At 61.5% G+C, this 22,356-nt stretch carries 23 protein-coding genes; 16 read left to right on the plus strand and 7 right to left on the minus strand.

Going from position 1 to position 22,356, the window contains the following annotated elements; genetic code table 11:
- Positions 1 to 81: 81 nt before the first annotated feature.
- Positions 82 to 666 (minus strand): beta-propeller fold lactonase family protein, encoded by a 585-nt coding sequence (locus tag B2V90_RS05430; protein WP_216314233.1) that lies wholly within the window; start codon positions 664 to 666, stop codon positions 82 to 84.
- Positions 667 to 680: 14 nt separating this feature from the next.
- A complete protein-coding gene (locus B2V90_RS05435; RefSeq protein ID WP_216314231.1) occupies positions 681 to 1,388 on the minus strand; it encodes a hypothetical protein in 708 nt (235 codons plus the stop codon).
- Between the two features lie 101 nt (positions 1,389 to 1,489).
- On the opposite strand from B2V90_RS05435, the gene B2V90_RS05440 reads away from it, so the two are divergent.
- A complete protein-coding gene (locus tag B2V90_RS05440) occupies positions 1,490 to 2,437 on the plus strand; it encodes an AraC family transcriptional regulator (RefSeq protein WP_216314229.1) in 948 nt (315 codons plus the stop codon).
- 1 nt (position 2,438) lies between these two features.
- Here B2V90_RS05440 and B2V90_RS05445 read toward each other — a convergent pair whose 3' ends face one another.
- On the minus strand, positions 2,439 to 3,020 hold the full coding sequence (locus B2V90_RS05445; protein WP_216314227.1) for a hypothetical protein: 582 nt from the start codon (positions 3,018 to 3,020) through the stop codon (positions 2,439 to 2,441).
- A gap of 517 nt (positions 3,021 to 3,537) precedes the next feature.
- Between B2V90_RS05445 and B2V90_RS05450 the strand changes: the two genes are divergently transcribed.
- From B2V90_RS05450 to B2V90_RS23055, 5 genes are all read left to right on the plus strand, one after another.
- A complete protein-coding gene (locus B2V90_RS05450; protein ID WP_293920148.1) occupies positions 3,538 to 3,963 on the plus strand; it encodes a MaoC/PaaZ C-terminal domain-containing protein in 426 nt (141 codons plus the stop codon).
- A 13-nt stretch (positions 3,964 to 3,976) separates the two neighbouring features.
- Positions 3,977 to 5,131, plus strand: coding sequence for an acyl-CoA dehydrogenase family protein (locus B2V90_RS05455; protein ID WP_216314222.1), 1,155 nt, complete (start codon positions 3,977 to 3,979; stop codon positions 5,129 to 5,131).
- A gap of 24 nt (positions 5,132 to 5,155) precedes the next feature.
- On the plus strand, positions 5,156 to 6,859 hold the full coding sequence (locus B2V90_RS05460; RefSeq protein WP_216314220.1) for an FAD-dependent oxidoreductase: 1,704 nt from the start codon (positions 5,156 to 5,158) through the stop codon (positions 6,857 to 6,859).
- 246 nt (positions 6,860 to 7,105) lie between these two features.
- Positions 7,106 to 7,615: an FAD-dependent oxidoreductase gene (locus B2V90_RS23050; protein ID WP_253204299.1), complete on the plus strand. Its 510-nt coding sequence runs from the start codon at positions 7,106 to 7,108 to the stop codon at positions 7,613 to 7,615.
- Positions 7,540 to 8,169 carry an NAD(P)/FAD-dependent oxidoreductase gene (locus B2V90_RS23055; RefSeq protein ID WP_253204298.1) on the plus strand — a complete coding sequence of 210 codons (630 nt, stop codon included), beginning with the start codon at positions 7,540 to 7,542 and terminating at the stop codon, positions 8,167 to 8,169. Before B2V90_RS23050 ends, B2V90_RS23055 begins: the two co-directional genes overlap by 76 nt.
- 363 nt (positions 8,170 to 8,532) lie before the next feature.
- Here B2V90_RS23055 and B2V90_RS05470 read toward each other — a convergent pair whose 3' ends face one another.
- Positions 8,533 to 9,324: an enoyl-CoA hydratase-related protein gene (locus tag B2V90_RS05470; RefSeq protein WP_253204297.1), complete on the minus strand. Its 792-nt coding sequence runs from the start codon at positions 9,322 to 9,324 to the stop codon at positions 8,533 to 8,535.
- Between the two features lie 187 nt (positions 9,325 to 9,511).
- On the opposite strand from B2V90_RS05470, the gene B2V90_RS05475 reads away from it, so the two are divergent.
- From B2V90_RS05475 to B2V90_RS05495, 5 genes are all read left to right on the plus strand, one after another.
- On the plus strand, positions 9,512 to 9,922 hold the full coding sequence (locus B2V90_RS05475) for a cupin domain-containing protein (protein WP_216314217.1): 411 nt from the start codon (positions 9,512 to 9,514) through the stop codon (positions 9,920 to 9,922).
- Positions 9,923 to 9,952: 30 nt separating this feature from the next.
- A complete protein-coding gene (locus tag B2V90_RS05480; protein WP_286865201.1) occupies positions 9,953 to 11,257 on the plus strand; it encodes a CaiB/BaiF CoA transferase family protein in 1,305 nt (434 codons plus the stop codon).
- A 60-nt stretch (positions 11,258 to 11,317) separates the two neighbouring features.
- Positions 11,318 to 12,544, plus strand: coding sequence for an amidohydrolase family protein (locus B2V90_RS05485; protein ID WP_216314213.1), 1,227 nt, complete (start codon positions 11,318 to 11,320; stop codon positions 12,542 to 12,544).
- A 52-nt stretch (positions 12,545 to 12,596) separates the two neighbouring features.
- On the plus strand, positions 12,597 to 12,941 hold the full coding sequence (locus B2V90_RS05490) for a hypothetical protein (protein ID WP_293920151.1): 345 nt from the start codon (positions 12,597 to 12,599) through the stop codon (positions 12,939 to 12,941).
- Between the two features lie 158 nt (positions 12,942 to 13,099).
- Positions 13,100 to 14,509 carry an MFS transporter gene (locus B2V90_RS05495; RefSeq protein WP_286865203.1) on the plus strand — a complete coding sequence of 470 codons (1,410 nt, stop codon included), beginning with the start codon at positions 13,100 to 13,102 and terminating at the stop codon, positions 14,507 to 14,509.
- Positions 14,510 to 14,608: 99 nt separating this feature from the next.
- Here the strand turns inward: B2V90_RS05495 and B2V90_RS05500 are convergent, their stop codons facing one another.
- The 3 genes from B2V90_RS05500 to B2V90_RS05510 are packed head-to-tail and all read right to left on the minus strand — an operon-like array spanning position 14,609 to position 17,216.
- Positions 14,609 to 15,034, minus strand: coding sequence for a Zn-ribbon domain-containing OB-fold protein (locus tag B2V90_RS05500; protein WP_293920154.1), 426 nt, complete (start codon positions 15,032 to 15,034; stop codon positions 14,609 to 14,611).
- A complete protein-coding gene (locus tag B2V90_RS05505) occupies positions 15,031 to 16,224 on the minus strand; it encodes a thiolase family protein (protein WP_216314206.1) in 1,194 nt (397 codons plus the stop codon). The genes B2V90_RS05500 and B2V90_RS05505 overlap by 4 nt, the downstream gene beginning before the upstream one ends.
- Positions 16,221 to 17,216, minus strand: a complete 996-nt coding sequence (locus tag B2V90_RS05510; RefSeq protein ID WP_216314204.1) for an SDR family NAD(P)-dependent oxidoreductase — start codon at positions 17,214 to 17,216, stop codon at positions 16,221 to 16,223. The genes B2V90_RS05505 and B2V90_RS05510 overlap by 4 nt, the downstream gene beginning before the upstream one ends.
- A 38-nt stretch (positions 17,217 to 17,254) precedes the next feature.
- Between B2V90_RS05510 and B2V90_RS05515 the strand changes: the two genes are divergently transcribed.
- The 5 genes from B2V90_RS05515 to B2V90_RS05535 are packed head-to-tail and all read left to right on the plus strand — an operon-like array spanning position 17,255 to position 22,291.
- Positions 17,255 to 18,658, plus strand: coding sequence for an MmgE/PrpD family protein (locus B2V90_RS05515; RefSeq protein ID WP_216314202.1), 1,404 nt, complete (start codon positions 17,255 to 17,257; stop codon positions 18,656 to 18,658).
- A 4-nt stretch (positions 18,659 to 18,662) separates the two neighbouring features.
- Positions 18,663 to 19,007, plus strand: coding sequence for an NIPSNAP family protein (locus B2V90_RS05520; protein ID WP_216314200.1), 345 nt, complete (start codon positions 18,663 to 18,665; stop codon positions 19,005 to 19,007).
- Between the two features lie 46 nt (positions 19,008 to 19,053).
- Positions 19,054 to 19,623, plus strand: coding sequence for an NADPH-dependent FMN reductase (locus tag B2V90_RS05525; RefSeq protein WP_216314198.1), 570 nt, complete (start codon positions 19,054 to 19,056; stop codon positions 19,621 to 19,623).
- Between the two features lie 20 nt (positions 19,624 to 19,643).
- Positions 19,644 to 20,567: an alpha/beta hydrolase gene (locus B2V90_RS05530; RefSeq protein WP_216314196.1), complete on the plus strand. Its 924-nt coding sequence runs from the start codon at positions 19,644 to 19,646 to the stop codon at positions 20,565 to 20,567.
- The gene (locus tag B2V90_RS05535; protein ID WP_216314194.1) at positions 20,567 to 22,291 is read left to right on the plus strand and encodes an AMP-binding protein; all 1,725 of its coding nucleotides are present in this window, start codon (positions 20,567 to 20,569) and stop codon (positions 22,289 to 22,291) included. The genes B2V90_RS05530 and B2V90_RS05535 overlap by 1 nt, the downstream gene beginning before the upstream one ends.
- The last annotated feature ends 65 nt before the right edge of the window (positions 22,292 to 22,356 follow it).

Below are 22,356 nucleotides of genomic sequence, written 5' to 3' on the forward strand. Positions count from 1 at the left end.
CTTTCTCCTGCGATCGAGGATTGTCGCGCGACGGGCGTGACAGGGTGGGAGCGCCTTCATCTTACGATCGGCGCCCGGTTTTCAATTCGCGATGGCGATTGTGTGGACACCGCGCGGCGCGCGAAATCTGCGATCGGTGCGGGCCAGGGACGGACTCGGGCCAGGGATCACGTCCCAGATCTCAATTGCCCCTTTTAGCGGCGCCTCTTCGCCGCGATACTCACCTATGCCGACATAGAGCAGCGCGCCTGATGCGTCGAAAGCGAGGCCTTGGGGGTTGGTCGCGACGAACGGCCAGTGACCGGCATGTGACAGGCGACCAGTCTGCGGATCGATGGAAAAGAGTGTCAGCGCGGCATTGGGATCATAGGCCGGATCGTCGCTCGGCCTGGATGTTCCGCCGATACTGGCGAGCGCCAGCAGCTTGCCATCCGGGCTGATCGCCATGAACTCGGCATTGAAGCCGCCGTGGGTCGCACCTACTACGATGTGACCCGGCCTGGCGGCACGGTCACCGAGCGGAGCAAGGCTGGTTGTGGTGACCACGCCTTCAGACAGTGTTTCATATCCGCGCGGGACATCCGCCCCCCATTGCACGTCACTGGTGAAGAAGAAGCGGCCGTCCGGTGAAAACTCCCCCACGAGGGGGTATTTGTTGACCTGCACGGTTCCCCAGGGCGTCAAACGGGGGCGCGCGCCCGCGGGCTCTTCCACCCGGAAGAAAGCGACCTGAGAGCGCGCTGCGAGCAAGGCAGCCAGAACTTTTCCGGACGGGTGCCAGCGAACTTGCGGTGCCACTTCCCTGCCGAGATCGGACCGTGGGGCAAGGGGCACCGCGACCCTGCGGGGGGTACCCAGCCGGCCATCTGCGACCGGCACGAAAAAAAACCCTCTGAGATCGGCCCTCCGATCACCACCGCAAAGTCACCGCCCGGCCTGACCGCGATGCCCGTGGGATTGGGCATCACCTCTTTTTCGCCAACAAAGCGCGGATTGGCGCGATCGCTGATATCGTAGGCGCGCAAATGCCGCCCTCTTGAAAGATCGCTGACCGTGGTGCTTCCGGCGGTACGCTGTTCCCAGGTGGCAGCAACGAGCGCCAGCCGGCCGTCGGGGGTCACAACCATAGTGTTGGCGGGCGAATTCATGGCATTCGATGCCGGAGTCGATGCTATCGCCTTTTCGGAATGCGATGCCAGGTCAAAGATGGAGAGAGTATCGACCTGATTGAGTGGCGGACCGAGTTGATCGTCGTGATAGCTCGTCGCCATCATGTCGATGTCCGAGATCGCCAGCAGATGACGGCTCTGCGTCTGCGCGTGGGCAGCGCTTGCATCTACGAGTCCGGACACGCAGAAAAGGCAGATCGACGTTCGAACGCTAGGCATGCGTGTTTCCTCCTTCGCCGACACACCAGGTTTAGCGTGACGTTGAGGATTATCTATGCGACAAACTCCAGAGTATCGTCGCCATCGTCCAAGAGTTGCCCATGGATCCCCTGTCGGACGTTTTTGGGCTGCTTCAGGTCAAAGCGGTGCTCTCTGCCCGCTTTGAAGCGGGCGGCGATTGGGCAGTCCATTTCGCGCCGCAGCCTCAAATCAAATTTGGCGCAGCATTGCGCGGAAGCTGTTGGCTCACTCTGCACGGCGGCGAGCCGGGTCGGCTAGAGGCTGGCGACACCTATCTGATGACCAATTGCCCGACCTACGTCCTTGCAAGCGATCCTTCGCAGCCGCCGGTCGACGGTTCGGCGCTCTATGCCTCAGCGGAGGGAAACGCCGTCCATTATATCGGCAATGACACGGTCCTGCTTGCCGGCAGTTTTCTCTTCGACGAGAGTAACGCCGCTTTGCTGATGGACGTCCTGCCGGCGTTGATTCACATCCCCGCAGACAATCCGGCATCCAAGGTCCTGCGCGAGACCCTTCACCTCCTGGACGATGAACTGGGCGCACACCGGATGGGCACCTCCATCGTGACGAGCCGACTGGGCGATATCCTGCTGATTCAGGCCCTACGCGCCTATGTGGCCAGTCGAGCACCTGCGGGTTGGCTCGGAGCCTTGGGGGATCCGAAGATCGGCAAAGCACTGAGATTGATGCATGCGGATGTTCGGCAAAACTGGAGGGTCGGCGAATTGGCGGCGAGTGACGGTATGTCCAGGTCCGATTTTGCCCGAAAGTTCAAGGACTGTGTCGGCCTGCCTCCTCTCGACTATCTCATTCGCTGGCGAATGCACCTTGCCCGTGATGCGCTTCGCAAGGGTGACAAATCGGTTGCCGCGATCGCCTCCTCCATAGGCTACTCCTCGGAGGGCGCGTTCGGCAATGCCTTCAAGCGGATATTTGGCCGCGCGCCCAAAAGATATTGGGCGCGGCTGGAGGACCTGGACAGGGCGGCGGAGACAACGCCCGGCATGTCCAGGTCCGTGGGATGACCTAGCCGTTGAACTGGGGGAGGGGCCTCACAAGGGGGTCAAGCACCGCTCTTGCCTCCTCTGGTGTGATGAAATCTTCAGGCGCCACTTCGATGGTCTCGACCGGACCCGCTTCGCCCCCGCGTTCTCCGATCAATCGCCCACGCTCGTCGAAAATCCAGAACGTCAGACCCATCTTTCGGCGGATATACAGGCCGTCCAGGTTCTCGGGCGGAAAGCCCATTGCCGCGAGCGCGGCTCCAGTCACAAAATGATTGGACGTCGAAATCGAGGTAAAGGATCGTTCGGAGAGATGCAGTTCCTGATGCTGCAAAACAATCACAGGCTGCCCGACCGCTTTGTAGAAGTCCTTGAGATTTTGCAAACCCTTGACCTCAATGCCACCACCTTTGAAGGAAAGAATATAATGGGGTTCATCGACGAACATGCCTGGTTCGAAAATCCTCTCCCATTGGCCGCTGATTTCAAGAAGCGAATGGCGATGATAATTTTCAAGCATCTGACGCTGCAGCGGTGTCAGAGACTCGTTCTCCAGTGCGCGATCGATCGTCGTCGGATGTTCGGTGATATCCAGCTTCGCCACTTCTTCTCTCCCATTGCTTGGGCACTTGCCAAGCGTCCTTATTCGGTTCTCTACACGACTGCCTGACGCAATGCCCATCGACATTGCGCGTGCCGCAGACTCGTACGGGATCCACCTGATGCAGGACCCCCTACGGGAAGTGTATGCCTTGGAGGCACGCATCAAATTCTCATAAGGTGCGACTTTGCAAGTCCTGACCCTGCTCACGTGGCGGCGGGACTCGTGCGGGCATGCTTGATTTCGGCGACGCCGGGCTAAGCGGGGGCATAGCAGTTCACAGCGCGCATACCGCCGCGAACAATATTTGCATAAATCTCCATATGCGCGAATCCTAATGATTTCCTTGACAAGAATGGCCCTCGGGCAATAGGTCGGACCCAAGCGGCACACGCGGCCGTGTCACACCAGCGATCCTGCGGCCGCATCAACGTTACGAGTTGCTGCATAAGCGCAGGAGCATGGCGCAGCGGGAAGGATGATGGCAGGTAAATTTATCGAGGAATTTGCGGTCGGGCAGGTGGACATCAGTCCCGGACGAACCGTGACAGAGACGGAGATCGTCACCTATTCCTGGATTTCGGGCGACACCAATCCGATGCACACCGATGCTGAATATTCCCGAAAATCGCCCATCGGCCAGCGCATCGCGCACGGCACATTGTGCCTTTCGATCTGCACGGGACTCAGCGCCAGGATAGGCTATCTCGACGGCACGGCGATCGCGGCACTGGGGATCGACGACTGGAAGTTCTTCAAACCCGTATTCATCGGCGACACCGTCACGCTGCGGTCGACGGTCGTGGAGGCGCGGAAGACGTCGAAGCCGGATCGCGGCGTCCTCGTGCGGCGCATGGAACTTTTGAATCAGCATGGCGACGTCGTGCAGAGCGGGCTCATGACCACGATGGTCCGGGCGCGGCCTGCCAATAGCGCTTCCGAATAAGGAACAGAATATCGTGGAAAATATCAACCTCGCCGGCCTCACCGAGGATCAGAACCTCATCCGCGCCAATGTGCTCGAACTGCTCGATCGGACGTTGCCATGGCCTCTCATCCGCCAGCTCGATGAGAAGGGCGAATTTCCCCACGAAGCTTATGACGCGCTCGCGGAGGCGGGGTTCATGGGGCTGTTCTATCCGGAAGAATATGGCGGAATGGGCGGCAGCCACAAGGATCTGACGGCGTTTGTCGAGACCCTGGGCTATTATTACACGGGCATCGCCCAGGCCTATATGACGACGGTGATCTATGCCGGCATGCACGTCGTCAAGAACGGCAGCGAAGCGCTCAAGCGGGAATTCGTTCCCAAGATCATCAGCGGCGAGGTCAAGCTCGCGCTTGCGATGTCGGAGCCGGGCACCGGTTCGGATGTCGCCGGCCTGAAGACGTCGGCCGTGCGCGATGGCGATGACTACATTCTCAATGGCCAGAAGATCTGGATCACCTGCGCCCATGTCGCCGACTATCTGGTCGTCATCGCCAAGACCGACCCGAGCGCCCAGCGCCATCGCGGCCTCAGCGTCTTCCTGGTCGATGCGCGTGCGCCCGGGGTCGAGATTCGGCCGCTCAAGATGCTGGGGCGCAAGACCACACATGCCAACGAGATATTCCTGACCGACGTGCGCGTGCCAGCCACGCATCTGCTTGGCGCGGAGAATGGCGCGTGGAAGAGCCTGATGGGGTGCCTGAACGTTGAGCGTCTTTGCCTGTCGGCGATATCGAGCGGCCATTGCTTCAAGATCACCGACTATGCGGCTGACTATGCCAAGCAGCGGATCCAGTTCGATCAGCCGATCTCCTCGTTCCAGGTGATCCAGCACAAGCTCGCCGACATGGCGATCATGGCCGAAACCGCCCGGCAGGCGACCTGGCGCGTGGCCGAACTGCTCGACGGGGGCTTCGATGCCGTTCGCGAAACGTCGATCGCGAAGATCGTCAGCTCCGAGAACAACTTCCGGTGCGCGGACATGGGCCTGCAGGTGATGGGCGGCGCCGGTTATTCCACCGAATATGACATGCAGATGTTCTTCCGCGACTCCCGCGTTGGACCGATCGGGGGCGGCAGCAACGAAATTCAGCGCAATATCATCGCCAAGCTGATGGATCTTTGAAAATGGGGCGTTGGGAGACGGGCAATGACTGAAGCCACTAGCAGAACCGTCGACGTCCTCGTGATCGGTTCGGGAGCGGGCGGGCTGTCGACGGCGATTACCGCGAAGAAGGCTGGCCTCGACGTCCTGGTGATCGAGAAAGAACCGTACTACGGAGGCACGACCGCGTTTTCCGGCGGATTTCTTTGGGTGCCGAACAATTCGCAGAGCGCAGCCGTCGGCTGTATCGACAGCAAGGAGGCAGCGCGGACCTATCTCGAGCGCGAAACCGGCAATTTCTACGACGCTGACCGGGTCGAGGCATTCCTCGACAAGGGACCCGAGATGCTCGATTTCTTCGAGCGGGAAACCGACGTCCGTTTCCTGCCGTCACCGGCATTTCCCGACTATCATCCGTTGCAGGATGGCGGCGTGTCGGGCGGTCGCTCGATCGTCGCAGAGCCGTTCGATGCCGCAAGGCTTGGGAAGGAGGTAAAGCGCCTGCGGCCTCCGCTGCGCACGATCACCTTTGTTGGCATGATGTTCAACTCGGGCAACGAGGTGAAGCATTTCTTCAACGCGACAAAGTCGCTCACCTCGGCCATCTATGTCGCCAAACGACTCGCGCTGCACGGCTATGAACTCATCCGCTATCAGCGGGGGATGCGCCTGACCAGCGGCAACGCGCTTGCCGCGCGTCTCGCCAAATCCGCGTTCGATCTGGGCATTCCGATCCTGACTGAGACCAAGGCGGTCGAATTGTTGCAGACCGATGGCGCAGTAACGGGAGCGGTGATCGAAGGAGCACACGGGCGGCAGGAGATTGCCGCTCGTCGCGGGGTCGTCGTCGCGTGCGGCGGCTTCCCTCAGGATATTGTGCGCCGTCATGCGCTGTTCCCGCACGAGCAAAGGGGAGACACGCATTTGTCGCCGGCGCCTGGCGGCAACACAGGCGATGGGCTGCGCATGGCCGAGAAGGCGGGCGGCCAGTTTCAGAGCGATCTTCCCAATCCGGCGGCCTGGATTCCGGTTTCGAAGGTGCCGCTCGGCAAGGGGAAATTCGGCGTGTTCCCGCATCTGATCGATCGGCAGAAGCCCGGCGTCATTGCCGTCAACCGGCGGGGAAAGCGCTTCTGCAACGAATCCGATTCCTATCATGATGTCGCCAGCGCCATCATCCGGACCTGCGAAGGGGAGGGCGAGACAGCGGCCTGGCTCCTGTGCGACCACAAGACCTATCGCAAATACGGTCTGGGCTTTGCGAAGGCCTTCCCGATGCCGACCAGCCTCTACACCCGCAGCGGCTATCTGTTGAGGGGCAAGACGCTTGCCGACCTGGCCAGGATCACCGGCATCGATCCCAAAGGGCTGGCAGAAACCGTCCGCACCTTCAACATCGGCGCGGAGCATGGAGAGGATCCCGAATTCGGAAAAGGCGGAAACCTCTATAACCGCTATCTCGGCGATCCCGATCACCAGCCCAATCCGTGCGTCGCGCCGGTAGGCAAGGGCCCCTATTATGCAGTCAAAGTCACGCCGGGCGATCTGGGAACTTTCGACGGAATCCGGACCGACCGCTATGCGCGGGTGCGAGACGCTCGTGGCGACCCGATTCCCGGCCTCTACGCTGTCGGGAACGATGCAGCGAGCATCATGGGTGGCAATTATCCAGGTGGCGGAATCACGCTCGGGCCGATCATGACGTTCGGCTATATCGCAGGTCGACATCTCGCTGGCCAGGCGGATTGACGCTAAAGAGTCTGTTCACGCAAAGCGGAACTCTGTGGCCTTGAAAGGGGATTGCCCGAAGGAGACCTTCTGGAACGATACCAGCTTCAGCTGAACCGTCGACATGCGTTCCCGTTTAGGTATCACGCTGGAGATGCTACTCGTTTACGTTCCACAGCTTCCTCCAGGAGGCACTGCCGTGCCGCAACCTTAAAGCGGTCCTGTCGGTTGGCATGGATGAACGGAAGAGTTGAAAGAGGGGCCCGAATGGCCGAAAAGTACAGATTGGTGGTAGTCGGTGGCGGTGTCGCCGGGCTGGAGATCGCAACGCGGCTTGCCGGGAAAAGGACCGGTGCTCAACATCTGTCCGTCACGTTGATCGACCGGGAGCCAGCGTACGTATGGAAGCCGATGCTGCATACCATTGCAGCGGGGACGGCGGATGCAGGACTGCAGGAAACCGTCTTCGCGGCCCGGGCGCTGACGCATGGATTTCGCTATGAGTTTGGCGAAGCCATCAGGGTGGATCGACAGCAACACATGGTCTTCCTAGCGCCCCTGACGATAGAGGGTGAGGAAATCGTTCCACAACGTGGCGTGCCCTATGACACGCTGGTTCTGTCGGTCGGCAGCCGCGCAAACGACTTCGGGACCCCGGTGTCGCCGCGTATTGTCTTCGGATCGACACAAGGTCTGACGCCGTGGCGTTCAGTGACCGGCTGCGTGTGCATCTGGTCAAGAGCATCGCTCTTGGAAGAAAGCTCAGAGTGGGCATAGTGGGTGGCGGGGCAACCGGTGTCGAGTTGGCGGCCGAACTCATCCAGGTCGCCACCGTAGCGGAGCGGTACGGAATAGCCGGCGCTTCCAGCCATCTCGAAGTTATCCTCGTGGAGTCCGGGCCGAGGTTGCTTGGGCCATTCCCCGAACCGGTTGCCGAGGCTGCGCTCAACAAGTTGCAGCAACTGGGCGTGACCGTCCGCACTGGAGCGCGCGTGTCTTCTGTGGATGCGAATGGTTTCACGTTAAACGGCGATGAACTCGTCGGGGCGGAACTGAAGGTCTGGGCCGCCGGTGTCAAGGCGCCGCCATTGATCGATACACTCGCCGATCTCGAACGAACGCGAAGCGGTCAACTCATTGTAGGACCTACCCTGAGGACAGCAGGCGACAATGATATCTATGCGCTCGGTGATTGCGCCAGCCCTCAGCTTCCGGGCCGTGATGTCCCCGTTCCAACCACCGCCCAGGCAGCAAGCCAGCATGCGCAATACCTCTCGCGGCATCTCCCGAAAACTGATTGCCGGCGAAGTGGTCCCGCCTGCCACTTATAAGGATTTCGGCGGGCTTGTGGCCCTTGGAGGCTATGATGCCTACGGAACGCTCGGTCGCTTCGGCTTCTACAAAGGTGGCTTCATCAAGGGGCGAATAGCGCAGCTTGGGCATGCCATGCTATATCGCAGGTATCAAGCGAGTCTACACGGCATATGGCGGGGTACGCTGCTTTGGTTCCTCGATACCGTAGGTCGGAAGGTCCGGCCGCGTGCAGGCTTTCTTAAAACGGCTCGGCGCACAGCTACTTTCACGGTTCTTGTCGGGAAATGCCAGATAGGAAACAACGAGGTAGGCATCACCCGCCTCCCTGAACAAAAGCATCGATCCGAGGTGCCAGCCCATCCACCCGGCGGCACGTGGTGTCACCGTCCGTTCCACCGAGCGGGCCGCTTCTCAACGAAGGCGCGCGGTCCCTCCTGAAAATCGTCGGTCGACATGACGCGCTGCTGAGCCTCATCCCCGAGGCGGCGCAGGTCCCGTTCATCCTGGTCGAACGCCAGACGGGCCACCGTGAGGCTCTCCTGCACGGCAATCGGTGCATTGGCAGTGATCTCGGCAGCCAGGGCGAGCGCGGCAGGCACGGCTTCCTTTGCGGGTGCGAGCCGGTTGACCATCCCAAGCGCATGGGCCCTGACCGCCGGAAGCCTGCCTCCGGTCGCAATGAGTTCGATCGCGACGTTGCGCGGTATCGCCCGCGGCAGGCGGTAAAGCCCGCCGGCCGACGCGATCAGGCCGCGCGCGACCTCCGGGAGCGCAAAAGCTGCATCCTCGGCCGCCACGATCATATCGCACGCAAGGGCCATTTCGCAGCCGCCCGCGACAGCGAACCCGTTGACCGCCGCGATCCACGGCTTTGACCGGACCGCATGGTTGAAGCCTGCAAAGCCACCTTTCCCGGTGAAGAGCGTGTCCAGACCGCCGGCTGAAACGATCTTGAGATCCGCGCCGGAGCAGAACATGTCGCCCTGGCCAGCGAGCACCACCACGCGCACGTTGGCGCTTTGCTCGGTCGCCTCAACCGCTTCCTCGAGCTGGCGGGCGAGCTCCGAATTCACGGCGTTACGCACTTCGGGACGGCACAGCTCGACGAGCGCTACATGGCCTTCGAGCAGCGTCAAACGCACTGCCTTCTCCGCGCTGTTTTCCATCGACATAGCGACATCCTTTCTAAAATTGTTGCGACTCTTGCTAATTCGCGCATAATGGGACTTCATGTAAAAGATGAATCGTGAAGAGCAACCATGGGAGGGGAGTTCATGAGATTTTCAAATTGTCTCCGCCGCCGCAGCGATCGTCCGTTCGGTGCTGTGGTGGCCCGGGCTGCCCACGAAAGGCACGGTCATGGGAGGTCCTGAAGTGGCGGATGTGCCGCTCGACGAGGCCACTCCCCTCGGCCCGTTGACCTCACGCTATATCGATGTCGCGAGCCTGCCCTGGAAGGCAACGCCCACGCCGGGCATCGAGATGAAAATACTCTTTCAGGACAAGAGCAGTGGCCTCCTTACGGCGCTCTTCCGCTGGCAGCCCGGGACTGCGCTGCCGCTGCATGAACATGTGGAAATCGAACAGACCTATGTGCTGTCAGGCAGCATCGTCGATGATGAGGGCGAGGTGCGGGAAGGCGACTTTGTCTGGCGGCCGAAAGGCAATCGCCACCTTGCCCGCGCTCCGCATGGAGCGCTCGTCCTCTCATTTTTTCTTAAGCCAAACCGCTTCCTGGAAGGTGCCTTCGCCGGTCAGGAACTCCAGTAAATCTTCACATGCGATGGAAATCACAGCATAATGACCCAGGAACGACCTTTCAAACGCTTCCCCGCCCACGAACCGCGACCGGCGGCCGCCGAGACCCCACTACAGGGCTTGCGCGTCGTCGATTTCACGCATTTCGTTGCGGGACCCTTTTGCACGATGATGCTGGCTGATCTTGGCGCCGATGTGATCAAGATAGAGAATGCGCGCGGCGACGACTTCCGCCACTATCCACCGGCCGAACCGGATCTGGGCGGGGAAGGAGCGCCGTTCCTGTGGACGAACCGCAACAAGCGCAGCCTCGTTCTTAATCTCAAGAGCGAGGCCGGACTGTCTTTGGCGAAGTCGCTCGCCGAGCAGGCGGACATCGTGGTGGAGAATTTCTCGACCGGCGTGATGGAGCGTCTGGGACTGGGATATGATGTGCTGTCCCAGGCCAACCCAGGCCTGATCTATTGCTCCGTCTCGGCCTACGGGCGCACCGGCGCCTTTGCCGACCGGCTGGGCTTCGACCCGGTCATCCAGGCCGAAAGCGGCTTCATCTCCATGAACGGCTACGCCGATCGTGACGGCGTGAGGGCCCAGTCGATCGTGATGGACACATCGACAGGCATGATGGCCTGCAATGCGGTGCTTGCCGCCGTTATCGCACGCAACCGGAACGGCAAGGGCCAGCGCGTCGACCTGTCGCTCTACGACACGGCAATCTCGATGATCGGCTTTGCCACGCTTCAATATCTCATGAGCGGAGTCGTGCCTCAGCGCAACGGCAATACGAGTAACGATACCTCGCCGACCGGCGTCTTCCATGCGAAGGATACGCCCTTCTATATTTCCTGTTCGAGCACCGCGATCTTCCAGCGTCTTTTTCGGGCGATCGGCCGGCCGGATGTGGCGGAAGACCCTGAGCTGCAGGACCGCGGGGGAAGGCTGCGGCGGCGGGAAGAACTGTTCGAGATCCTGGATGCCGCGTTCGCACAGAATGTCTGGGCGCATTGGGGGCCAATCCTGCGCGAAGCCGGTGTCGCCGCCGGCGAGGTCCGCACACTCCCGGCAGCGCTGGAGTCCGACGTAACGCGCGAAAGCGGGCTGGTCACACGAATTCCCCATCCGACTGCGGGCGAAATCCCGAACGTCGCTCTGCCTTTCCATTTCAGCGCAACCCCGGTGGCCGATCCGGTGGCAGCCCCGGCAATCGGCCAGCACTCGGCTGAGATCCTCGAAGAGGTGCTGGGGATCGGGACCGAGGAGATTACCGCCCTGAAAGAAGCCGGGGCCTTCGGGAGCTTCCCACTGGCACTGTCAAAGGCGACCACCGCGGCAAGGGCGGCAGGTTAGGAGTGCCAAGGTCGCCGTCCAAGCTCGGAATGTCGAGATCATAAGCTGAGGAGAGAAGCAATGAGCGAGCAGGATGTCGCGGAACGGAGGGCCGCAATCGTCGTCAACGAGCCGAACAGATGGCGATTGGAGACCCCGGGGGCGCCGGGATGGAAATATTCGGCACGGCCCGGTGCCCCCAACAAGCTGCTGATGATCTCCGCCGATTGTCACGCCAACGAGCCTGCCAATCTTTGGGCAGAGCGGATCGATCCGAAATATCGCGATCGCCTTCCCCGAATCTGGATCGACGAGCACGGCGTGCAGTGGCGCAAGAGCGAGGGCTATGAGAAGGCCGACCGGATCAATCTCGCGGCACTGGAAGGCGAGGACCAAGTTCGCTCCAAGGCTGGTGCCGACCCGCTCGACCGGCTGAGGGACGATGATCTCGACGGGATCGATGGAGAGGTGATCTTCCCCAATAAGGGCCTTGCAATGTGGGCGACGCCCGACCCCGTGTTCGCGCAGGCGCAGTGCCGCGTTTACAACGACTGGGCATGGGAACAGTTCGGGCCGCATATCGACCGCCTTTCCCCCGCCGCCGCACTTGCCACCGGCGATATCGAGGGCACGATGACGGAGATCGAACGCGTCGCGAAACTGGGTTTCCGTCACGTCACCTTGCCGTCGAAGCCGCTCTTCGGCCCGCATAGCGTCGGCGAGCTCAACTACAACAAGGTCGAGTTCGACCCGATATGGGCCGCGTTGCAGGATCATGACCTGGCAGCGACGTTTCACGTATCCACCGGCAAGGATCCACGTTCGGCGCGGGGCCTTGGCGGGGCGGTGATCAATTATGTCGTCCACTCGCTGGCCCCGACGATTGAACCGCTCGTGCATATCTGCTCATCGGGTGTCACGGAGCGATTTCCAAAGCTGCGCTTCGGAACGATCGAAACCGGGATCGGTTGGCTCGCATGGATGCTCGATGCGATGGACGAAGCGTATCTCAAGCATCATTTCTGGGTCAGACCCAAGCTCAAGGCGCTTCCCAGCGACTATTTCCGCGCGAACGGCTTTGCATCCTTCGGCGAGGACAAGCCCGGCCTCGATCTCATCGAGAAGCACAATCTCGTCGACAATGTCCTGTGGGCAAATGACTACCCGCACCACGAGGGGACATGGCCCCATTCGGCCGAAGCCATCGAGCGCAATTTCAAGGATCTGAGCGAAGAGACCCGTATCAGGGTGCTGGGTCGTAATGCCGCTAAGATCTTTCGCTTCCCCATGCCCGCGCGTCTCGACTGAACTGACCGCCGAACGGTCACAAAGATGATCGGCGGCCATCAGGAAGAGGATTATGTCAATGCTCGGCAAGGAACGGGCCGCCTATGAGGCGATCCAAGCCAACAGCAATGCTGCAGGACGCGGCCAAGCCGATCAGCTGTGCACCGGCTGCTCCACGGCATTCTCCGATTTTGTTATCGATCGCTGGAAATGGCGAGGAGGCGCCGGTCGTCATGGCGTTGCCGTGCGAGCGGGTGCTTCTGTGCGCTCCTTGTTACTGGGGCGCTCATTGGCGGCTCACAACGGGAATCAACGAAGCCGTCAACCGGTAGCCAAGTTGTTGGCGGCTTTGCGGGGCGGCGGATCGTTGGGGAAAAATCCCGCGCGCGAAGCGAACACAGCCGGATCGTTATGGTGAGGACTGCCCTCGAGGTGTCCGGAAGGTGCCTTTCGGCCAGCTTCATTTTGATTTTTCCCTCTCGCCGTTTCGGTGGTGGAGGTCCCTCGTCGTAGCAATCGCCGCGGCCATCCAATGCACCTGATGCACGCTCAAACCATGAAAAGGACGACAGGAGGATGCCACAGACAGCTAGCGATCGCGAAACCAGAACCAGTCCCGCCAATGCGTGGTACGCGACCATATTGCTATGCCTGCTATACGCCTTGTCGATGCTCGATCGGCTGATTCTGGCGCTGTTAGCACAACCCGTTTCCGCTGATCTTCATATCTCGGACACGCAACTCGGGCTCCTTTTCGGTCTTGGCTTCGGGGTTCTTTACGCGATCGCGGGGCTTCCTCTTGCTCATATGCTTGATCGCAGTCACCGCATACGTCTTCTGTGTGTCGGTGTGATGCTGTGGAGTCTGGCAACGCTCGCTTCGGCATTTGCACCGGGATTCACGGAACTCGCCTTCTGTCGCGCGGGCGTAGCGATCGGCGAGGCCGTGTTATCACCGGCTGCCGTCTCGCTCCTCGCCGATATGTTTCCACGCGAGAAAAGGGCGGCTCCAACGGCGGCGTTCACCGCTGTGGCAGCCGGGATGTCGTCGGGCGCTTTCGTGCTTGGTGGCTGGGCCTTTCAGGCTGCAGGGTTCTTGTCTCCCGTCTACGGAATGGCGCCGTGGCGCATCACGCTCATTCTTGTGGGTGCCCCGGGGCTGCTGATAGCCTTGCTCATGTTCTTCACGGTCCGCGAACCGGTCCGCGTGCGCCAGGCGAATACACAATCCTATGCGACGGTGTCGAACGCGCTCGCCTATATTCGCAGCGAAGCCAGGCTCTATGGGTGCCTTTTCGTCGGTATTGGAGCCTATACGATAGTGGCCTATACGTTCATTGCGTGGACGCCGACGTTGCTGATCCGCAAATTCGGTCTGACACCCTCCGACGCGGGCTATCTTTTCGGGCTCATAGGCGTCACCTTCGGCCTGGGAAGCACTGCGTTGTGGCCGTGGCTGGTGACGCGCTGGACGGCCCGGGGCAAGCCCGAGCGACTTGTGACCGCCATGGGCTATTCCCTGGCGGCCTCGGCCGCCGCGATGATCCTGCTTGGTTTTTCCCACAACGTTTCTGTTGCATCCGCAGCGATCGCGCTCATCTTTCTTGGCGGCACGACGGTGAGCTGCCTTCCACCGCTTATCATTCAGTATGTCGCGCCAAGCGAAATGCGCGCGCGGCTCATGGCGGGCTACTTGGTTTCGTCGAATCTGATAGGCTTGGGCATCGGACCGGCGCTGGCGGCCGCCATTGCCGAAAACTTCTTCAGTGGCGCTGGCGCATTGGGATCGGCCTTTGCCTGCATTGCCATTGTTGCCGGACCGATCACTCTCGTCTCATTGCTGCTGGCGCATGGTGCTTATCGCACTGCCTATCTCGCGGCAGCCGCGCGCGAGTTCGACAATGCAAAGACTTTGGCGCGCGAGGACCAATCTGTCAGGACCGACGCAATTCCCGACGAACCTCAGCAGGTCTTCCCTGCACGCTGAACGCGCGTCTCGGATCGGCAGCCAGACAGGAGAGCGAACTCAAGCCTGCCCAGGATGTGATCCGCTACCGCTTCTACTTCCTCGACAATGCCCGGAGCGTCAGACATCCTCCTGGACGCGCACGCCATATAGTGGACCGTCGGTATAGCGCAGAACGACAAGCTCGACCGCGCTGTCGAGCGCAGGAGTTGTCTCCCCCACGATGCGGGTAGCGATCCTCAAGCCTTCGTCCAGATCGACAATGCCCACGCTATAGGGCGCTTCGGGCTGGAACACCGCGGGCGCTGCATGGATGACGGTGCTGGAATAAAGGCGTCCGCGGCCGGAAAGCGGCGACCATCCGATATCGGACGACCAGCAATGCGGGCAGATCGGCTTGGGCGGAAAGCTCAGCCTGTCGCACCTGCGGCAATGGCTGGTCTCGAATTGGCCCGCCGAAAGAGAATTCCAGAATCGGGAGGTAAATGCGGTCATCCGGGGCGGATAGGCACGGACACGGTCGATGGTGAGAGCGGGGAGCGTCATCCGCGAGCCTCCAGAATATGGACAAGGGCGGCGTTGTAGTTGCCGAGTTCGGCGCTGGTGAGGGCCAGTGATGCATCTTTGACCTGTCTCGCGCCCGCGCGGCCGCGCAACTGGTCCATGACTTCGACATAGCTGTAGAAGGGGGTCACATAGGCGGGGTGTCCGCGCGATTGCAGGCCGCCCGATGTGCAGATGGGAATACGTCCTCCGAGCGTCGTCTCGCCGGCCGCCGCGGCTTTCGCCCCTTCCCCTCTCGCGGCGAAGCCCAGCGCCTCGCTGACCAGGACTTCGACGATGGTGCATGGGGCGTAGAGTTCGGCAAAATCGATCTCATCGGGGGATACGCCGGCCTCGGCATAGGCCTGACGGCCTGCAGTCGCCGCCGACTCGAAGGCGATCATGTCATTGGGCACTTCGCTGATCTGATGCGCGCCCTCATGATAGAAGCCGGTGCCGCGTATCAGTGCATAAGGCTGGCCCGTCGCTCGCGCTACGTCCTCGGTGGCGAGCACGAGGCAGACGGCCCCGTCGCTTCGAGGTGGGACCTCGAAAAGTCCCAGAGGGTCGACAATCGGCTTCTGCGCCAGAATCTCCTCCAGAGTGATCGGCTTACGGAATTGGGCAAGCGGATTATGGACGGCGTGGCCGCGATTCTTGACGGCGACGCTCGCCAGCTCCGCGCGTGAGGATCCATATTCGTGGATGTAGCGTGCTGCGTCCATCGCGTACCAGCTGATCGGCGTAAATCCGAACGGGACATGGAAGTCGACGTCGCCGGTCGCGCGCATCGAACTCATCATATGGTCGATGGCCGACGTCGCCGTTTCGAAGTTGATGCCCAGCGCGAGGCTCACTCGTGCGCGTCCCAGCCTGATCTGGTCGACAGCCGACTGGAACGCCAGACCGGCCGTCATGCCGTTGCCCATCACCTCCATTACCGCGCCCGTGCAGGGCAGGCGCAAATAGTTGGCCATGAATGTTCCGAAATACTTCTGGAGCGTGTAAGGGCGCGGCTGGGCGAATACGAGCGCCGAGATGTCGTCCTTGACGATGCCCGCGTCGGCGACGGCGTCAACTACCAGCCTGGCCAGCACTTCATGCTCGAGCACATGGGTTTCAGCGCCGGCCACGCTCTGCCATTTCCCGACCGGCAGCGCGGCGCATCCGATGATCGCAACGCGTTCACTCATTCCGCATTCTCCACGATCACCGGCCTTATTAGTGCGCGCTCGCTGGTATCGGCTTCGCCGATGCTGCTCATGGTGAAGCCCTTTTGTCCGGTGGACTCGGCATGCGGAAAGAGCCCGGGCCCCCAGGCAAGCAACCCGCCGTCCACGACCAGGGTCGATCCGGTGCAGAAGCGCGCTTCGTCACTGCCAAGATACAGCGCTGCATAAGCGATATCCTCCGACTGTCCGGTATCCGGCCATGGCTGCCTGCCTTTCATGAATCGGCGCATCTCCTCGTCGTTTGACGCGGGCATCAATGGTGTATGAATGCCGCCGGGCGCGATCGCATTGACGCGGATGCGATCGGCGGCGAGCTGGATCGCCGCGCTCTTGGTCAGGCTTACCACTCCGCTTTTAGCCGCCGAGTAAGCCGCCGGACCGCTTCCGCCAACAAGCCCGGCGGTGGACGCCGTGTTGATGATCGATCCGCCATCGCCATGCCGCCGGATCGCGCGCGCGCCGTGCTTGATGCCAAGGAACACGGAGCGCAGCAGCATGTCGGAGGTTCGATCCCACTCCTCGACGGTGGTTTCGGTGATCGGCGCCATCGCGCCGCCGACGCCGGCATTGTTGAACAGGATGTCGAGGCGACCGAACGCGTCGACCGCGCTCCCGATCATCGCCTCTACCTGCGATTCCTCCGAAACATCGGTCAGTTGGGAGATGATCGCGCTACCATGGCCCTGCTGCGTGGCGAGATCGAGAACCTCCTGCGATTTTACCGCGTTGAGGTCTGCTATGACGACCCTGGCCCCCTGGGCCACGAACATCAGCGCCGCTGCCCGGCCAATTCCGCTTGCGCCGCCGGTAATAACCGCGACCTTGCCTTCGAGTCTTCCTGTCACATCCACCTCCTGATCGTTTGGAACAGTGTGGCAGCCCTTATCTCTTTTCGCAACAGAGTCTCGCTTGTGGAGACTTGAAGAGATTGCTATAAATTGATCAAACGGCACAAAAATGCCGGTCTTGCATTTTTTCGGAGAGCTGCCTCTTGCCTCATCCCGCGATCATTCATCGCCTTGCCGACTTCGCGAATGGGCTGACTCTCGCCGATATTCCGGAGCGCGTTCGCCGACAGGGGGCGCTCACCTTGCTCGATACCGTCGGCTGCATGATCGCCGGTTCGGTGACGGCCGAGGCGAAGCTGCTGCAGGAAGCGGAGGACATGCCCGGTCCCGCTTCTGTCCTGGGTTCTGGGCTGCGGCTGACTACGCGGGCCGCTGCACGCGTCAACGGCTATATGGGCGACATTTTCGAGATCAACGACCTCACCGGAGGACATGCCGGCATCGGCAATGTGGCTGCAGCGCTCGCGGCCGCGGAGACCGAGGGGGCCTCGGGCGAAGATCTGCTCGTCGCCACAATTGCCGGCGTCGAGGTGACGACGCGGATCTACGATATGTTCTACCCGAAACTGAAGCCCTATTCGGAATGCGGGATGGTGCCCGTCGGTCTCCCGTCGGCCGTCGGCGCCGCCGCCGCGGCGGGCCGTCTGTTCGGGCTTGACCGCCTGCAGCTGCGCGAAGCGCTCGCCATAGCCGCCGCGCTCGCAGGCTGGTGCCCTGCGGAAACGATCTTCGGCAAGGGCTCCACGATCAAGCCGATGCTGTTCGGCGCATCGCCGGCTCATACGGGGTTGCTTGCGGCTTCCTATGCGCGGGCCGGCCTGAGCGGCCCTGCGGAAATCCTTGAAAGTCCAATTGGTTATTTCGCGACCGTCGCCAGGGGTTTTTCACCCGGGGAATTCGGGACCGATCATTGGGCGCTGGCGCGGCCGCGGCGCAAGCTTCACGCATGTTGCGGATATATCCATTCCGCGATCGATGCGGTGGTCAGCCTGCGTCAGCGCGATCCCCAGGCCTTGTCCGATGCACGCGCGATCGAAGTCGCGATGCCTGCCTATGTCATGCCGGCGGTGGTCAAGGACGGGCCGCCACGCACATCGAATGAAGCGCGCTTCCATACCCGCTTCTGTCTGGCGGTAGCCGCGTCCGGCGCTACGGCCATTCTTCCTGACCATAGCGAGCGCTTTGCCGCCCATTTGGCTGATCCCGCGGTCGCCCATGCCTATGCGCGGATACACATCGTGGCGGATCCGACGCTTGATCATTATCATCGCACCATCGTTCGCGTCGAAGATGTCGCTGGCAAGCGCCTTGAATCGCGCAATGACGCGCCCAGAGGATCGCCGGACAATCCTTTGTCGGACGAAGAGGTGATCGCGAAATTCGAAGGCCTTGCAGGGCCCGTATTCGGTGCGGCCCGCTCCGCGCGGACGCGCGACCTGCTCCTTGCCGTCGAAGCAGAACAGAGCCTGATCCCGCTTTTCGAACAACTGCGCGGGGCCAACGACCATCGACCGCGCGCGCGTGTTGCCGCGGCGCTGGGAGTCTGAGCGCATGCCGGATATCAAATCACTCGTCGATCTGCGCGTCTATACGATCCGTCCGCGCCGTATGGCGGACTTCATCGATGTCTGGGACCGGCTCGGAATGCCCGTCCAGATGCGGTATTTCGATCCTCCCATCGGCATGTTCACCGGAGCCGTCGGCACGCTCAATCAGCTCGTCCACCTGTGGGGCTTTGACGACATGGGGGATTTCGAGCGTCGTCATGCCGCGCGCGACAAGGACGCCGGCTGGCCGGCCTATCTTGAGGCCTCGGTGGATCTTGTCGTGGCTCAGGAGACCAGGCTCATTCGGCGTGTCGATCTCCCATCGCTCGGCGGCGGCCTCGTGGGATAGGCGCGCGCCGCCACGTTAAAACGAACATCATCAGGAGATCGGATACATGGGAGAGCAGGTGAAGATTGTAGGGATTGGGGGAACCTTACGGGCTGGCTCGTCGACCGAAGCGGTAATCCGGCGTGTTCTTGTTCATGCAAGCGATATGGGCGCGCAAACGCAGATCTTTTCCGGCGAAGCGATCGATCTGCCGATGTACGCGCCGGCGAATGTCGCCGACGGCCCCAGGGTACGCGATTTGATCGCCGCGCTGCGCGCGGCCGATGGCGTCGTGATCGGCTCGCCGGGCTATCACGGCGGCATTTCGGGCCTCGTCAAGAACGCCCTGGACTATACCGAGGAAATGGCGGCCGATCCCCAACCCTATTTCACGGGCAAACCGATAGGCTGCGTCGGCACGGGTTTTGGCTGGCAAGGCTGCAATTCGACCCTTCATGCCCTGCGAAGTGTTGCCCACGCGCTGCGCGGATGGCCAACGCCGATCGGCATCGCGCTCAATACAAAGACACCGGCCTTCGACGCCGACGGCAATTGCCTGCTGCCCGAACTCGATGCGCAACTCAGGTTGATGGCCGAGCAGCTGGTGACATTTCGGGCGCTCAACGAAGCGGCCTGACCAAAAGAGAGGAACCGTGCATGGAACTGCACCCTGAAATAGCCAATTATATCGAGCTGATGAAAGCCGCGGGCTTCCCCGCGATGAACAGCCTGACGCCATCGACGCTACGCGAACTGGTCGCATCGAGCCCGCGGGTGCCGGGGCCGGAGATGGCGCGTGTCACGGATTTTGAAATCGATGTTGCCGATGGCGCGATTCCGCTGCGGCTCTATGTCCCGGAAGGCGAGCCGGTCGCGATCATCGATTTCATGCACGGCGGCGGCTGGACCATGGGGAGCATCGCCCAATCGGATGCCGCTTGCCGCCATCTGGCGAAGGCCACACAGTGCCTGGTCATCTCGGTCGACTATCGCCTGGCGCCCGAACATCCCTTTCCGACCGCGGTGGAGGATGCCTACACAGCCCTGGAATGGATTTCCGGCAATCGTTCACAGCTATGGGAAGGGGGCGATCTCCCGGTGATCGTGGCGGGAGACAGCGCGGGAGCCAATCTTGCCGCCGTGCTCTGCATTCTCGCGCGCGATCGTGGCGGACCGCGGCTCGTGGCCCAGATACTTCTGGTTCCTTCGACCGACGGGGATATCGAAGCGCCCGAACTGGCCGCCTTCGACTCCCCCTTTCTCAACCTTCCGGAGATCAGCTGGTTTTTCGATCAATATGTTCCGGACCGCGAAACGCGCAAGGATGTGCGTTTCGCACCAATCCGAGCGAGCAGCCACGCCGATCTTCCGCCCTGCTATATCGTCACGGCCGAGCATGATCTGCTGCGCAGCCATGGCGAGGCCTACGGACGCAAGCTGGCCGAGGCCGGCGTGCCGACGATGATGTGCCGCTATCCCGGTACGGTGCATAGTTTCGTAACGGTCAACGCGGCCTTCGAGCGCAGCCAGCAGGCTCTTGCCGACATAGCCGCGTTCATAGCCGGCTTTGCGAGGCGTTGATGGCGGAGCAGTGGCCAACCCGGCAGGAAGGGCATGGGACGTTGGACAGTTATGTTCAGGGGGCGGCATCGCCTCCGCTCCTGGAAACCACGATTGGTGAGGCTCTGGACAGGGCGGCGCAATCCTGGCCCGATAGTGACGCGCTGGTATGTGTCGAGCAAGGAATCCGGCTGAACTGGACCGAGTTCCGCGACCGGGTCGAGGCTTTCGCCGCCGGCCTTCTCGAGGCGGGATTGAAGCCGGGCGACCGTGTCGGAATCTGGTCGCTCAATCGGGCGGAATGGGCGATCACGCAGTTTGCGGCGGCCAAAGCCGGACTGATCCTGGTCGCCGTCAACCCGGCCTATCGTTTGTCCGAACTGGAGTTCGCCCTCAACAAGGTCGGCTGCGCTGCCTTGATCCTCTCGCCGCCGTTCAAGACCAGCGATTATCCCGGAATGATAAGAGCGCTTGCCCCGGAACTCGACGAGTCGGAGCCCGGTGCGCTACAAGCGGAACGGCTGCCCCATTTGCGGCTCGTCGTTCAAATGGGTGAAAGCGCGATTCCCGGGGCGATGCCCTTCGCGGCGATCGAGGCAGTCGGGCGGGCGGCCGGCCTGGACGTTCTGCGCGCGACGGAAGCTGCGCACACGCCGCACGATCCGGTCAATATCCAGTTCACCAGCGGCACCACCGGCAGTCCCAAGGGTGTGACGCTCAGTCATCGCAACATTCTCAATAACGGCTATTTCACGGGCGAGGCGATGTCCCTGTCGCACCGGGACCGGATCTGCATCCCCGTGCCGCTATATCATTGTTTCGGGATGGTCATGGGAAATCTCGCGAGCGTCACGCACGGCGCGGCGATGATCTATCCGGGGGAAGGTTTCGACCCGCTCGCGACGCTGAGAACCGTTGCCACCGAGCGCTGCACCGCGCTTTACGGCGTCCCGACCATGTATATCGCCGAGCTCGATCACCCCGAATTCGCCGATTTCGATCTCTCGACGCTGCGAACCGGGATCATGGCCGGATCGCCCTGTCCGATCGAAATCATGCGCAAGGTGATCGACCGCATGCACATCGGCGACATCACCATCTGCTACGGCATGACAGAGACCAGTCCCGTGAGTTTCCAGAGTGGGGAGGAGGACTCGCTCGAGCGCAGGGTGACGACGGTCGGGCGCATACACCCCCATCTGGAGGCCAAGGTCGTCGACGAAGCGGGCATGATCGTCTCGAGGGGTGTTCCGGGCGAGCTATGCACCAGAGGCTATTCGGTCATGCTGGGTTATTGGGACGAGGCGGAGCAGACTGTAAAGGTCAAGGACGCCGATGGATGGATGCACACCGGCGATCTCGCCACGATCGATGAGGAAGGTTATGGAAAGATTGTCGGCCGTATCAAGGATCTCGTGATCCGCGGCGGCGAGAACCTCTATCCGCGCGAAATAGAGGACTATCTCTACCGTCACCACAAGGTCCAGGATGTGCAGGTCTTCGGCGTGCCGGACGAACGCTATGGCGAAGAACTTTGCGCGTGGATCATTCTGTCGGACGGCCATGACATGGACGAGGAGGAACTGCGCGCCTTCTGTCGCGGCCAGATCGCGCACCAGAAGGTTCCGCGTTACGTCCGCTTTGTCGACACATTTCCGCTCACCGTCACCGGGAAAGTCCAGAAGTTCATCATGCGGGACATCATGATCGCTGAGTTGGGTCTCGTTATCAACGAAACAGCCTGAGGTCCACGCGAGAGTCGGGCGTGGAGATTGTTTCCGGGATTTGCCACCGCGAGAAGGGTTTATGC

The sequence above is a fragment of the Sphingobium sp. UBA5915 genome (genome assembly GCF_002431195.1).
In the GTDB taxonomy this organism is placed as follows: Bacteria; Pseudomonadota; Alphaproteobacteria; order Sphingomonadales; family Sphingomonadaceae; genus Sphingobium; species Sphingobium soli.

Coding starts and splice junctions, on each gene's coding strand:
- B2V90_RS05470 (WP_253204297.1), bottom strand. CDS start 9,324: ATGTCGATGGAAAACAGCGCGGAGAAGGCAGTGCGTTTGACGCTGCTC.
- B2V90_RS05505 (WP_216314206.1), bottom strand. CDS start 16,224: ATGAGTGAACGCGTTGCGATCATCGGATGCGCCGCGCTGCCGGTCGGG.
- B2V90_RS05535 (WP_216314194.1), top strand. CDS start 20,567: ATGGCGGAGCAGTGGCCAACCCGGCAGGAAGGGCATGGGACGTTGGAC.
- B2V90_RS23050 (WP_253204299.1), top strand. CDS start 7,106: ATGGCCGAAAAGTACAGATTGGTGGTAGTCGGTGGCGGTGTCGCCGGG.
- B2V90_RS05520 (WP_216314200.1), top strand. CDS start 18,663: ATGCCGGATATCAAATCACTCGTCGATCTGCGCGTCTATACGATCCGT.
- B2V90_RS05490 (WP_293920151.1), top strand. CDS start 12,597: ATGTCAATGCTCGGCAAGGAACGGGCCGCCTATGAGGCGATCCAAGCC.
- B2V90_RS05495 (WP_286865203.1), top strand. CDS start 13,100: ATGCCACAGACAGCTAGCGATCGCGAAACCAGAACCAGTCCCGCCAAT.
- B2V90_RS05460 (WP_216314220.1), top strand. CDS start 5,156: ATGACTGAAGCCACTAGCAGAACCGTCGACGTCCTCGTGATCGGTTCG.
- B2V90_RS05485 (WP_216314213.1), top strand. CDS start 11,318: ATGAGCGAGCAGGATGTCGCGGAACGGAGGGCCGCAATCGTCGTCAAC.
- B2V90_RS05435 (WP_216314231.1), bottom strand. CDS start 1,388: ATGCCTAGCGTTCGAACGTCGATCTGCCTTTTCTGCGTGTCCGGACTC.
- B2V90_RS05480 (WP_286865201.1), top strand. CDS start 9,953: ATGACCCAGGAACGACCTTTCAAACGCTTCCCCGCCCACGAACCGCGA.
- B2V90_RS05440 (WP_216314229.1), top strand. CDS start 1,490: ATGGATCCCCTGTCGGACGTTTTTGGGCTGCTTCAGGTCAAAGCGGTG.
- B2V90_RS05530 (WP_216314196.1), top strand. CDS start 19,644: ATGGAACTGCACCCTGAAATAGCCAATTATATCGAGCTGATGAAAGCC.
- B2V90_RS05525 (WP_216314198.1), top strand. CDS start 19,054: ATGGGAGAGCAGGTGAAGATTGTAGGGATTGGGGGAACCTTACGGGCT.
- B2V90_RS05475 (WP_216314217.1), top strand. CDS start 9,512: ATGGGAGGTCCTGAAGTGGCGGATGTGCCGCTCGACGAGGCCACTCCC.
- B2V90_RS05500 (WP_293920154.1), bottom strand. CDS start 15,034: ATGACGCTCCCCGCTCTCACCATCGACCGTGTCCGTGCCTATCCGCCC.